This is a genomic window from Erythrobacter sp. SCSIO 43205 (assembly GCF_019904235.1).
GTDB lineage: Bacteria > Pseudomonadota > Alphaproteobacteria > Sphingomonadales > Sphingomonadaceae > Erythrobacter.
On the sequence record NZ_CP063202.1, the window covers coordinates 1,437,803 to 1,451,478 of the forward strand.

General features: G+C 55.0%; 7 protein-coding genes. All 7 read right to left on the bottom strand.

All coding sequences use genetic code 11. The features are described 5' to 3' along the window. Positions 1 to 3: 3 nt before the first annotated feature. The 7 genes from INR77_RS06655 to INR77_RS06685 all read right to left on the bottom strand — a co-directional run bounded on the left by INR77_RS06655 (position 4) and on the right by INR77_RS06685 (position 13,630). Complete coding sequence (locus INR77_RS06655) at positions 4 to 2,595, bottom strand: EAL domain-containing protein (RefSeq protein WP_223073110.1); 2,592 nt, start codon at positions 2,593 to 2,595, stop codon at positions 4 to 6. A gap of 71 nt (positions 2,596 to 2,666) precedes the next feature. Beyond that, positions 2,667 to 5,792 (bottom strand): S8 family peptidase, encoded by a 3,126-nt coding sequence (locus INR77_RS06660; protein WP_223073111.1) that lies wholly within the window; start codon positions 5,790 to 5,792, stop codon positions 2,667 to 2,669. Between the two features lie 383 nt (positions 5,793 to 6,175). Then, complete coding sequence (locus INR77_RS06665; RefSeq protein ID WP_223073112.1) at positions 6,176 to 6,898, bottom strand: response regulator; 723 nt, start codon at positions 6,896 to 6,898, stop codon at positions 6,176 to 6,178. A gap of 5 nt (positions 6,899 to 6,903) precedes the next feature. Beyond that, entirely contained in the window at positions 6,904 to 9,156 is a 2,253-nt protein-coding gene (locus INR77_RS06670) for a response regulator (protein WP_223073113.1), read from the bottom strand. Further along, a complete protein-coding gene (locus tag INR77_RS06675) occupies positions 9,156 to 9,680 on the bottom strand; it encodes a YfiR family protein (protein WP_223073114.1) in 525 nt (174 codons plus the stop codon). Before INR77_RS06675 ends, INR77_RS06670 begins: the two co-directional genes overlap by 1 nt. Before the next feature lie 14 nt (positions 9,681 to 9,694). Continuing rightward, complete coding sequence (locus tag INR77_RS06680; protein WP_223073115.1) at positions 9,695 to 11,881, bottom strand: TonB-dependent siderophore receptor; 2,187 nt, start codon at positions 11,879 to 11,881, stop codon at positions 9,695 to 9,697. Positions 11,882 to 11,920: 39 nt separating this feature from the next. Continuing rightward, positions 11,921 to 13,630, bottom strand: coding sequence for a bifunctional diguanylate cyclase/phosphodiesterase (locus tag INR77_RS06685; protein ID WP_223073116.1), 1,710 nt, complete (start codon positions 13,628 to 13,630; stop codon positions 11,921 to 11,923). Positions 13,631 to 13,676: the final 46 nt, after the last annotated feature.

The window sequence follows — 13,676 nt, forward strand, 5'->3', positions numbered from 1 at the left end:
AGGTCAGGCGGCGATTGCATCCTTGTCGTCGTCTGACGCATTGTGTTTACGCGGCTGCGAGGGCTCTGGGCGACCAAACAGGTAGCCTTGGAAGCTTGAGCAGCCCAAATCGACCATGGCTTTGGCCTGCTGCTCATCTTCGATGCCTTCTGCTGTCACCTCGATGCCAAGCGATTGTGCGAGCGCGACGATAGCGGCGACCACGGCTTGGCTGCGCGGCGATCCGGCTGCTGCGGACTGTACAAACTCGCGATCGATTTTGATCATCGAGAAGTCCATTTTGTCGATGTAATTGAGCGACGAATAACCGCTGCCAAAGTCATCGAGTGCAAAGGTCACGCCGAGCTTTTTGAGGCTCCCAAGCAATTGTTCGATCTGGTCGTCCATCTCAAGAACCAGAGATTCGGTCAGTTCAAGGATCAGCCGGTTGGGTTCCAGCCCGCTGTTCGCGAGTGCCTGAGCAACTGTGTTGAGGAACGTTGCATCGCTCATTTGCAGCGTCGAGATGTTGACGGTCAGTTTGATGTTGTCTGGCCATGTCGTCGCCTCGCGGCAAGCCTCGCGCAGCATCCATGCGCCAAGGCGCTCAATCAGCAAGCCTTCTTCCGCAACAGGAATGAACACGTTGGGCGGGACGATACCGCGTTCCGGGTGTGTCCAGCGCATAAGCGCTTCGTAACAAATGATCGAGCGATCCTCGCCCTTGACGATAGGCTGGTAGCAAACCGACATCTGCCCGTTTTCAAGCGCTGCTTCGAGATCGGATTCAAGGCTGGAGCGGTCTTCGAGTTTTTCCCGCATGGATTGTTCGTAGATGACTGTTTTGCCGCGGCCACTATCCTTGGCAGCATAAAGCGCGAGGTCGGCGTTGGTCATGTGCACACTGGTGCTGGCCGGAGTTTCAATTGGGGCAAGCCCGATTGAGGCACCGATCTGGATTTCAAAACCGTCGATCTGGAATGGCTCGCTCACTGCATTGATAATGCGGTCGGAAAGCTCTTTGGCTTCGTCGATTGGCATCTCGGCAGGGACGATCATTGCAAATTCATCGCCGCCCAGACGGCCGATGATCGCATCCTCTCCAGCAGTTTCGCGGAAACGCTTTGCCACTTGCGCAAGAAGCTGATCGCCTGCGCCATGACCGAACACATCGTTGACCTGCTTGAACCGGTCAAGATCGATCAGCGCCAGCACGCGGGGCTCTGAATAGCTTGTGCGGTTCTCAATCGCCTCTTCGAGCAGAGTGCGGAAATAATCGCGCGAATACAGCTCAGTGAGGCCATCGTGCTGGATCACATGGGTGAGCTTCTCATTCGCTTCCTTGATCCCCTTGCGGCTGCGGTTCACCGTGCGCAGCATCAGCAAGGCAGCGATGAAGCCGAAAATAGCAAGCACCACCAGAGCAGTCAGCAGGATAACCTGATTTTGCGCACTGCTCAGCCGCGCTTCATTGGCGGCTTTTTCCAACGATAGGGTCGAAATCTGAAGCTCGCGATTTGCAGCGTCAAAGCGTGCGGCCAAAAGCGCATTGTTTGCGGTCGAGGACAAATTGCGCGCCTGTCCATCAATCCGATAAAACGCCTCAAGATGCTGGGCTGCAAGTTTGTAGTTTTCTGCCTCGGAATAAACCGCATAGGCAGTCTCGTGAAAATCGCGGAAGAAGGGGGAGGTGGTATTGAGGTCCTCTCCTTCGAAGGTGCGCGCAAGATACATTCTTGCATCGTCCAGTCGCCCACGTTTCACCGCGATTTGCGCCTTTACACCGTAAAGGAACGGGCGCCATTGCGGCGCACTTGAGTTCGCGATGTTCAAGCCGAGGCTGACTGTTCTGTCGGCTGCGTCAAGCTTTCCTGCAAGATATTGGGTTGAGGCGATATTGGTAAGGATGCGCGCTTCGAGAAGCGGGCTATCCATCTGAGATGCAACTTTGAGTGCGGCTCTGAATTCGGCTTCTGCTGCGACAAGCCGGTTTAATTCTTTAAGCGCATTGCCAGTGTTATTGTGCGCGGAAAGGGCAAGCGCCGGGTCTTCGGGATAGGCCTCATGGGCCTGTTTGTAATAGCTCAGAACCCGCTCATAGTCGCGCGCGTCGGAATAAAGTGAGCCGATGTTCTGAAGCACGATTGAGCGGCTGCGATCTTCGCCCAGTGCCTCATACAATTCGTGCGCTTGCAAGAAGCTGTCGAGAGCTTCGCCATACTCGCCCTGGCTTGCCTTAAGACCTGCTTCTGAGCGCAAAAGATCAGCGTGCAATTTTGATCCGGCGAAATTGAGTGTGACCGCTTCAATCGCGCCTTCGATAATACCGGCCGCCTCGTCAGCGCGGTTCAATCGCATCAAAGCTTCGGCCTCAAGCCACTGCGCGGTCAGACGGCCTTTCTGCGCTTCATCGGTGTCACCTGGATAAAGCTGCGCTGCTTTGCGAGCGTGCTTCAGCGCCTCAGCTGAATCCGCCATCATCGTGGCTTTGGCCTGGCTTATCGCGGCATCGAACGTGTCGTGCTCGGGATGCTCGGCTGCGACGGGAACAGCTGCAAAAGCGACAAGAAGAGGCATTGCGGCAAGGCGCACTCTCTTTTGGCTTTGTTTAAGCATTATCTTTCCCCAACCGAGCCACCGTTCATGGCTCCTTTGAAACACGATCGATTGCGGCTGGCTTGCCTGTCTTAGAAGCGCAGGCTGAAGTTTCCTCCAACAACCATGCCAGCTTGATCGACCGAATCCCCGGCACTTACGTAACGACCAAAGACACCAAACTCAGAAGATCCGGTTAATTGCGTTGCATAAATTGCCTCAGTGGTGATCCGGCGTTTCGTGCCAATCCCGAAGGTTTGCGTGACCTTACCGATCTCACCGGTTTCCCGATTGACCACTTGATCGCTGGTGAATTGGAGCTCGCCATCTTCAACCTGAAGCGGTTGGGCGACCGAGATGCGGAGCATATCGCTGCCCGAAAACAGCCCGCGCTTGGTGGCAGAAAACTGACCCGCTGTGGCCCAAACCGTGCCTGCGTTAGTGAACAGCTGGTCTTTGGCCGTGCTGGTGCGAGCACCCGTTGCCGACACATCCACGCTGAAGCCAGCACCAAGCGCAACCGATGCCGAGAGGGTCATGGCTTCGGTTTGCGAGCCGTTCCCGAGGAAAGCCTCTGTGCCGGTCTGCGTGCCAAGAAGGGCGTCATTCTCATCGAGCATGGTGAGCTGCGCGCCAAACGACACCGCATCGCTGACCTTTTGTTCAAGATCGAGCGTCAAGGCGTTGGCGGAACGATCACCCAGAGTGCTGCGCAAGAATTGTGCAACCGTGTCATCTGGTGCAACATCCTCGTTGCCTTCATTGTTTTGCGAATAACCAACGCGAACGGTGGTGTTTTCCGCCAGCTTGTAGCCAGCTTGGGCAAAGGTTTCGCCCGAAGCAAAGCCCAGAACCGGGTTCACGCCGCCGGTGAACGGATCATGGTCGCTCATAATGCCAAAGCGATAGCCAGACAGCGCCATAGAGCCTTGCCCATGGCCGAAAGTGAAAGAGGCCTTGCCCGATGGTTCGGTCAGCGTTGCTGCACCGTGGACCATGCGCAGTTGTCCCTGCTGGTCATAGCGCGGCGCCATTGCGTCATAACGGATCGTCCATTCGCCGTTGATTGCGCCGCCAGATTGGCGAAGCTCGCTGAACCCTGCGCGGCCATTGCCGTTGGCATCCTGACCACCGCTTTGGATCCAGGTTGAGAACCGTTGGCTCACATAGTCCTGCAGACGTTCAAATCCGCGACCAAGGGCATTGGTGCTTTTGCCATAAGCAAAAGCTGACACCGGGATGCTGAAATCGCGATAGGTGTTGCCGATGTTTTCGAACCCGGTGAAGAACGCGTTGTTCGTCTCCCAATGGGCTGGGATACCGGCACCAAGCACATCTGCAGCGCTCAGGTTCCTGCCGTACCAATATTGACCGTTTTGCTCGTAGATTTTGAACGACATAGCGTTGAAGTCGAGCGGCGATTGCGACGCTGCAACATCCAGCAGACCCCAGCCATAGACTTCATCGGGACCAGGCGCGCCAAGGTCGCGTGCCGAACGGAAGATGATCTGAGCGCTTTCATGCGGATTGTTGCGCAGCCATGGCCAGCGGTTGTGCAGCAGTGCGACCGCACCTGACACCAGAGGTGCCGCGAACGAGGTGCCCGATCGACGAACCACGCCGCCTTGTCCGTCCGAAACAAGGATCAACTCACCTGGCGCGACGACGGTGCGCATATAGAGCTTGTTTGCCTCATCACAGCGACCGAACCAGCCAGTCAGGCAGCCGTTGCCCGGACGGTTGGAGAAGGATGAAATTTCGCCCAGAGGATTGACCGAGCCAACAAAAATCAATGCCGTCTTATCAGCATCTTTGAAGTCGATATTCCAGTTTTGCGCGATACCATCGTTACCGGCAGCGAACACAAATACTGTGTCGTCATAGTAGTTATTGACATCCCACCGATCGAGGAAGTCCGCAGTGCCATCGGTAAAGACAGAACCCTTCTCGCCAAGTGAAATGTTCACCACGCTCACTTTGCCGCCGAGCAGTGGCAAATTTCTCTTCATGTGAACAAGGCCGTTGCCGACCCCGTTCCACGAACCTTTGCCCTGCGAGTCAAACGGGTTGTAGGTGGCAAGCTTTGCGTCAGGGGCAATGCCCATCACGCCTTCGCCGTCGTGAGCACCAGCGATAAGGCTGGCAACGCCTGCACCGTGGCCTTTAACGCCCGAAGCGTTGTAGCTTGAACCAGCGGACAAAATGATATTGTTGCCAAGATCAAGGTCGCTGCTGAAATCGCTGTCGATGATGCCGATGACAGTGTCTTTGCCGGCCCCTTGAATCTGGGTGATGGCCGGCGTCCAGTTGACCGCTGCCATCCAGTGGTCAACCGCGTCGATACCGGAGTACTGGTTGAGGCTATCATGCCAGTCGAGATAGAACGCCGCGCGCTGTTGCATCGTCCAACGCTCAATCACGGCCTTGTGGTTCGAGCCGGTTGCACCGTGACGCGCGAACACTTCGCTGACGAGGGTGTCAAAGGACTGCCCTGTCTTGGCAGTGTAGGCCGAACCAAATTGCGCCTCACCCGAAGCGACAAGGTCAGCCACAGCCGACATCATCCGGTCTGGTGAACCATCACGGACGATTTGGCCGTCGATAAACGTGATGGCATTGAAACGCTGCTCTACGAGGCTGATCTGGCCGACGTGCGCGTTCCAGAAATCGCCGAGCTGCTGGAGGTTTTGCGCATCAAAGGCACCAATGTTGCCATAGAATGCATCAATATCGCCCCAGAACGCAGTGATGTCGCCATAAAACGGGCTGATGTTACCCCAGAACGGATTGATATTGCCGTAGAATGGGCTGATGTCGCCGTAGAATGGGCTGATGTGCCCCCAGAAGGCGTCTATATTCCCGTAAAAGGGGCTGATGTCGCCATAAAAGGGGTTGATGTGGCCATAGCGCGGATCGAGAGAGCGGGTGGTAACAACCCCGCTTGAAGCTGGTGCGATTTCGCTGACGGCTTGCGTTGGCGCGGTGGTCGACAATGCCTGAGCTGTGCCCTCAGTGGCATTGAACGCATCAAGCAGAGCCGTCGGCACGTCAACAACATTCGATGCTGCTGGAACACTCATTACATACGCGCTTGACGCAGAATTATCAGCGTCTGTGCTTACGCCCGCGTCAACATCGGCAGTATTCGCATGGGCGGTTCCCATCAGCGATGCTGCAAGTGCGATCCCTGCGGTGCTTCGTGCAAAAAGTGTCTTCATGACTGTTACCTTAGTCTCTCAATCGAGGTCGAAATGGTCCATCTACGAAGCTCTAATTACGGGGAGCAGATGTGCGCCGAGTTCATGCAAATGGTTAAAAATTTAAGAGTTTTGCGGCTCGGTGGCCTGACCTGAAATGCTGCATTTCGGACCGCTTTTGCGAGAATGTGCGAGGTCCACTGGTTAAACCTGAGTAAACGAGCCGCGTGCTCTTGAATTCGCCAATTTGTCGGACTTGAGAAAATTAACAGACCGCCGTCGGAAAGGGCGCGTTTGAAAGGCGGAGGAGGTCAGTGGATGCGAATCGGTCGTTGAGACAACGAAGCGTCATGTCGGACACGCCGGACTTTAGGGCCGGGAATAACCCGTGAGCAATCTGTGTATCAGTTTTGCGCATCAATCGCTTTGCGGATGAGCTTTCGCACTTCCACCATGTCTAGCAGGGCAGGCATTTTGTTCTGAGACACCGAGCTGAAAATTTTCGCATATTTGCTCTCAATTTCACAAAATAACTCATTCAAATAATGAGTATTTTGTCCACCAGACCCGCTGGTTGCATGACCTGATAATATCGCGGCGAGCTTGCTCTCAAGCTCGATGCGCTTTTCGATTTCCAACTTTAAGTCCTGCTCAAGGTCAGCTACCATAAGGCTGCGAATTATGGCTTGTTCATCAAGGGCTTCGTTTTCATTCTTGAGATCAGCTGTGTCACACTTGCGGCTGACGTGAGATTCAATTCTGGCCTTTAGCACTTCGTAATCGATGGGCTTGGTCACAAAGTCATCCGCCCCTGCGCGTAAGGCCTCGACAGTGGCCTCGCTCTCCGCCCGGGCCGTCACCATGATTACCGGCAAGCTCTCGGTTTCAGGATTGGATCTGATGTGGTGGAGCACCTCAATCCCATTCATTTGAGGCATCATGTAATCAAGCAAGATCATGTCAGGCTTGCTATGCGAAAGCCGTTTCAACGCCTCAGCCCCGCTTCCAACTGAGCTCACGCGATAAGCCATCATTTCCAAGCGACGGGTCATGACGGCACGATTGGCGTCGATGTCGTCAACGATCAAAACTTCGATCGAGGGCGCTGATTGCGAGATTTCACTCAAGGCCGTCATGATTGCTCCTCAAACTCCTCGCCTGATTTCTGGGTGCGATACTCTGCGATGCGGTGAGCGAGTTTGCGCGGGCTTAGACCATTTTTGGCGAGGATTTTGGCGACGTTCTGGTCAATTTGGGCTTCTTCTTGTGCGTCCAATGCGCAGCCGGTTACGACAAATGTCACCGGGCGAAGTTCGGGCTCCATTGCTGTGATCGCGTTGATGAGATCAAAGCCGCTTCCCCCGCTCATATTGAGGTCGGTAATTAGAATGTCGTACCGGCTTTCGTGCAGCCGCTTGGTCCCTTGCAAGCCGTTTGCGACAACCTCGACTGTGTATCCCATCTGTTCAAGGCCGCGCCGGTAAAGCTCGGCGGTTGGCTCGTGATCTTCAGCAAGCAGAATACGGCCTGACCGCCTCCCTGAATAGAGCTGCAAAACCTCGCTCACTTGCCCGGGACTTACAGGTTTTGTCAGGTGATCGCTTGCACCGGCTTGCATTGATTTGTTTTCGTCATCGTTGACCGAAATGACGACGACCGGAATATTCTCAATCGCCGGGTCGCATCGCGCTTCTTCGAGTACATCCCAGCCATCCACCTTTGGCATGGCAAGGTCCAGCAGGACGACGCCGGGTTGATTGGCGCGCATGGCGGCAAGGCCTTTTTCACCATCAGGCGCGGTAATGACCCGATAGCCTGCCTGTTCTGCGATTCGTACGATAAGCTGACAAGCGCTGGGTTGATCATCAATCACAAGCGCCAATGGCTTGTCGCTGTTGTCTGGAAGCGCGATAGCTTCAACTGTCTCTTGATTTTGCGCCGTCGCTTTTTGCGCGAGATCATCAAGGATCCGCACCGTAAAGCATGAGCCAACACCCGGCTTTGAATCGAGTGTCACCTTGCCGCCAAGCAAATCAGCAAACAGCGCGGTGATCGCCAAGCCAAGGCCGGTTCCGCCATATTCGCGTGTGGTCGATTGGTCAGCTTGACTAAAGGGTTTGAACAAACGCTCCTGGTCTTTTTCGCTGATGCCAATTCCGGTGTCCGTGACGGTAAACACGAGATGTCTGCCCTCGCGCCGCGCGGCAAGGATGATCTGACCTTGCTCGGTGAATTTGCAGGCGTTTGACCCCAGGTTGAGCAATATCTGGCGCAGCTTGCTGGAGTCGGTGCTCGCTTTTCCAAGATCATCGGCCAGCGACAAGATGATCTCGCTTTGGCTGCGCTGCGCCATGGGAACGAGCATTTTTTCAACATCGCGCACTATGCGGGCCACTTCGAATTCATGAACGTCCACATCCATGCGTCCTGCCTCGATTTTGGATAGATCAAGGATGCCATTGATAAGCTCAAGCAATTGCTGCGCGGAGGTGTGTACCCAGCGAACATCCTCAAGCGAGCGCTTCATTCCTGCAAGAGTGAGTTCGTCGCGCAAGACTTCCGAATAGCCGAGAATGGCATTGAGCGGCGTGCGCAGTTCGTGGCTCATATTGGCGAGGAATTGCGATTTGGCGAGGTTAGCCGATTCAGCCGCATCTCGCGCCTCACGAAGATCGTTGGCTTTGTCGCGCAGCTCGACATTGCCCGCTTCGATTTTGGCCAGCATATCGTTGAAGCTGGTCGAAATCATTGCAAAATCCGGGTCGTGTTCGGTCGGCAGGCGCATGGTATAGTCGCCTGAATTGCGAAGCTCTTGCATCGCTTGAACGAGCCTGTCGATGGGACTGAAGACCATCGCTCTGAGTGATCGGGCGATGATGAGTGAAAGCACCATGCACGCCGAAAACAACAGCACGATCGTGCCAAGTGTCTGCTGCACAATATCGAGAAGCGAGCGGTTGGTGACCACCATTTCAAGCAGTCCGAGCGAGACGCCATCAACAAGAATGCTAACGGCAATAACCTCGCCTTTTGCCGTATCGCTTGGCGCGCGATTACCCGGATTCTTGATGAATTCAGCGTATGTTGCGCCCTCCCGATCAATGACGTGAACGGACTGAATATCCTCAATTTCCCGGACCGACATCAATGTCTCGCGCGTGACTTCGCGATCATCAAAAAGAATTGCGGGGGCAACATTTTCGGCAAGCAGTTTTGCGATCTGGCGATGGCGTTGTTCTGACAGATCCGCTTCTGTGTGGTATTGAATGGCGAACAGACCGAGGCAGGCGAGCAAAAGCGCGAGCGCTGCTGACGAAGTCGTCATGGCTGCAAGCTTGGTGCGGAACCGCATCCGCCCGAAAAAGCCGCTTTCCTTGAAGAGCATTACCGCCGTACCCGCGCGGCAAGGCGGACCAGTCTCGAACTGATGCGCAAGCCATTGTCGCTCGCCTGTCCCAGATTGATCTCGAAGCGGACCTGTCCCCCGGTTTCGACCAGTCCAACCGAGCCGTTTGCATCGATAAAATCGGGACCGTCTCCCATGACAAGACGGCCTTGGTTTTGCGCAGAACGGATTGTGTTGGGATTGCTGCGGGCAAGATAGGCAACCTCACATCCAGAGAATGATCCGTTAGAAATCATTCTCGTGCGGATCGGTCGGTTTCCAACCCGCTGATTAGTGAGCGCGCGCAGTTGAGGTGATGCTTCGACCCCTGATTCTATGCAGAGATCCAGCGTCGATTTCGTATTTCCCGGAAAATCGACGAAGCGCAAAATGTTGAGCACAATTGCCGCTTTGAGTTCGCTGCTGCTGCGTGACTGAGCCTGCGCGGGTGAGGGCAGGGTGCAAATCAACAGCGCCAGCACGGCAGCTAATTGAGGCAAGCGGCGAGAGGTGAGCGAACGCATGACCATTGCCCCCTTCAAAACCGATACCGCAGTTCGGCTGAAACCGAACGAGACACATACGAAGGCAATGTCGGGAGCTGCGAGAGCGGAAACTCGATACGACTGGGTTCAAACAGGCCTTCACCGATTACGGCAAATTCGGCCCCGTTTCCAAGGTCATAGGCAAGGCGAACGTCGCCCGACAAATAAGAACCAGCCGCACCACCCCCGATTTCATCGGTATACCGAAGCTGAGCGGTCAGTTGTAGATCGGATGCAATTTGAACATCGTTCGATAAAGCGGCCTGATGACGCGGTGAATTTTCTGGCGGAAGAACAAGATTGAACGGTGCATTGATCAGCGGGTCTTGCGCCACGTCAAAATTAAAGTGGGAATAGCTCGCCTTAATCGTCCACCACGGAGTAATCTCACCAGTTAGTAGCGCCTCAATCCCCCAAGTCTTGAGCCGGCCACGGGCTTGAATTTGGGTGTCCAACTCCACTGCCAATGGGAAGGGAACCGGTGGCGCAAACAAGAGCTGCGAACCAACTGGCGTAGGCGAAGCCACGCGCCTGTAGCGATTGTAATAACCCGCCAGATCAATATTCCAGTCTTGCGCCACATCAAGCCGAAGCCCTGCCTCGAATGCAGTCACACTCTCGCTTCGAAGGTCGGGATTAGGCGTCAGGACAGGGAATATCGGAAGAGGCGAAGGGTTTTGCGGCGTATTTCCGGGAATGAAAAAGACTTCAAATTGCGCGGTGCGCTCAAACCGCGATGGCGTGCGCGCTGCTCGTGAAACACTCGCCCATGCGGCAAGGTCGCTGCTTGGCCGATAGAAGATCCTCGCGCTTGGCTGAAATTCGGTGCCAGTGAAATTGTTGTGCTCTAACTTGGCCCCTACGCTTAATCGCAGGCGATTAGGTATAAGCGCAATATCATCCTGGATATAGCCGCTTATGATCGTGTCCGCTTTATTGTTCTGACCAAAAATTGCGTTGGCGGTGAAGCTTTCGAAATCGTCCGCCACACGCCGTGCACCTAACCCGATGCTCAGGTCGTGTGTGGAATTGGGCCTCCAATTGATACCCAGATCAATATCGGCGATGGAAGCGGTGTAGTCCGTCAGGCTAAGCTCGCTTCGTTCGAGGTGCGAATAATAGGCCTGCATCCGCCAATCGAGGTCGTCGCTTTGCCGTCTTGTCCAACGGGCAAGTACATTGACCTGGGTAAAATCATCCTCGGTGAGTGATATGTCATAACCGGGCGCAAGCGGGTTTTTGTTAAATAGCGAAATGAGGTTGGCATAGTCTGCATATGCCAGGTCCGCCTGGAGGGTGATCGCGTCTCGTGCACTCGCTTGCCAGTCAATTCGCGTGCCTGCTTCTGCGCTTTTACCCGCATAAGGAGCAAGGTTATTGCCCTGCTCGTCGAGCAGCATCTTATCGCGCCGCAGGGTTCCAAACGCACGCATGGTCAAAGTGTCATCGAGGCGAAATCCGTGCGAGACATTGAATTCCTGGCGCCGGGTGCTTGCTCGCCCGACCACATTGGTTCCAAGGGTGTCAGCTGAGTTGCGCGTGATGATATTGATGACACCATTGACTGCATTTGCCCCCCACAGCGTTGCTCCGGGTCCGCGGACCACCTCAATGCGTTCGATGTCATAAAGCGGGAGGTTGATCTGGTCCCAGAAGACCCCTGAGAGGCCGGAAAAATACACCGAGCGCCCATCAATCATAACCAGCAGCGAGTTGGAGTTCCTGCTGTTGAAACCCCGAATGGAAACCGCGGTCGCGCTGTTGGTGATCTGCCCGACCTCGACACCGGGAACGGTTCGAAGCAAGTCAACGATGGTGCCCGCTGGTGACTTTCTGATTTCCTCCTGGGTAATGACATAGACGGCCGCTGCTGAGTCTTTTACGCTCTGACGCTTTTTGGCGACCGACGTCGTCTCAAGCACAAGCAGATCTTCAAGCGGTGCCGACAAAAGGGCTGGATCAATCGCCTCGGTGTTTTCGGCCTCTTGATCCTTTTCCTGAGCGGGTGAGATCGGCTCTGCCGAAGCCGAAGCCGGAGCGTCGGGCGTTTCCTCGACCACAAGAGAGGGGCCGGCTACTCCACCATCAAACGCAAGGGCACCGCTGTTCACGCCAACAGCCTGCGCCGCGACGATGCTCAGCGCACTGCAGGTTCGCAAAACAGACATTTGACGGGTCATCGGCTTCTCTCGAACGAATTCGGCGGCCGCTGAGGATCATTAGGGAACGGCCACCGGTTGCGTGCGCTGCCCGGATGCTCGCTTGGCGTTCGGGCTCATCAGCGCTTTTGCCTCGATAAGGCCGACGAGTTGCTCGAAGGTGATAGGCTTGCTGAGTAAGAATCCTTGCCCCAGATCCGCTCCCATGGCGCTGACCATTGCCAGTTGCTCATCTGTCTCAACGCCTTCGACAACCGAATGAAATCCAAGGCTGTTGGACAAATTGATGATGCTTTGCATCAACACATAGGCAGAAGGCTTTTTGTCCATCGCAACAAGAAGCGACCGATCAATTTTCAAACGCGACAACGGCAGTTCGGTGAGCCGCGCAAGATTGGAGTAGCCCACACCAAAATCGTCAATTGCCAGAGTGACGCCAATGTCGTGCAGTTTGTTGAGATTTTGCACCGTCAAAGCCGGTTCGCGCATGGCTGCGTCTTCAGTCACTTCGATCTGCAAAAGCTCAGGAGGGCAATTGCTGCGCTGGAGATGGCTTTTGATGAGAGAGATATATTCAAGACTGGCCAATTGTTGCGGGGCAACATTGGCCGCGATCATCAAGGGTAGTCCGCGCCGATGAAGCTCGCTTGCGTAAGCGATGATCTTTGCCAAACCCCATTCATTAAACGAGCCCATCAGATGTGTGCGCTCCAGTACATTGAAGAACTGAGCGGGGCGCAAGACCATTCCGTCCGGATGTTTCCATCGCACCAGCGCTTCGGCAGACACCATTTCCGATGTGCGCAGATCAAAGATGGGCTGAAAGACGAATTCAAGCTGTTCTTGCGTGATTGCGGTATGCAATTCGGTTTCAAGCTTTGCGATTTTCTGCGTCTCAAGATCAAGCTGCTCGTCATAGAAAACGTAGTCGAGCGAGGAACTCTGCTTGGCTGCGTACATGGCGGAATCCGCAGCTTTGATAAGTGCATCAAACGTAGTCCCGTGGTCAGGGGCGCGTGCTATCCCGATGCTCGCAGTGAGTGCGACCAAGCGATTTCCGTGAGTGATGTCCCTTGCAAGGACTTTCAAAAAGCGCCTCACCCCACGCTCGATAAGCGCCTGTTCGATATCAGCGTCGATGAACACCACAAACTCGTCCCCACCAAAGCGTGACAGATAAGCGCTCTGATTGGCCTCGTTGGCAGAACCTTGAGAGATCATATGGGCGGATAGTTGCAGGCGGCGCGCGCAAACCTTCAGCACCTTGTCGCCGCAATCGTGCCCGTTGAGATCGTTGATTTCCTTAAATCCATTAAGGTCAACGAACATGAGCCAGCGCGACGTGCCTTCCGGGCTTGCGAGAAGGCATCGTTCAACCTCCTGGCGAAAAGACGCCCTGTTCAGAAGGCCTGTGAGCGGGTCCCTACAAGCTGATTCCTTAAGGCGAATGATCTCGTCCATCTGTGACTGATCATCAGCCGCGCGGCTTTGTGTGCTCGGCTCATTGGTGGCCTGGGTTGATCTCTCGGTATCGCGCGTTTGTGGGTCAAAGCCGTCCACTGACGGCGTGTTCGCGGCTTTTTCCTCGCGTGAGGCGACAAGATGAAGACACACAGCCCCCATGACAAAACCAAGGCTTGCAAAACCGATTGTCGGATAGCCAAATGCAAAGGCGCAAAGGAGTGCAAGCCCGATACAGGCAATCGTTGCCAACGTACCAAGTCGCAAAGCCTTCGCTTGGCCTTCGGTGTAGCGCATTGGCCCGATCATGCAGACTTATCTGCACGAGGTGTGTAAAAAATCGGGCGGGACGGCG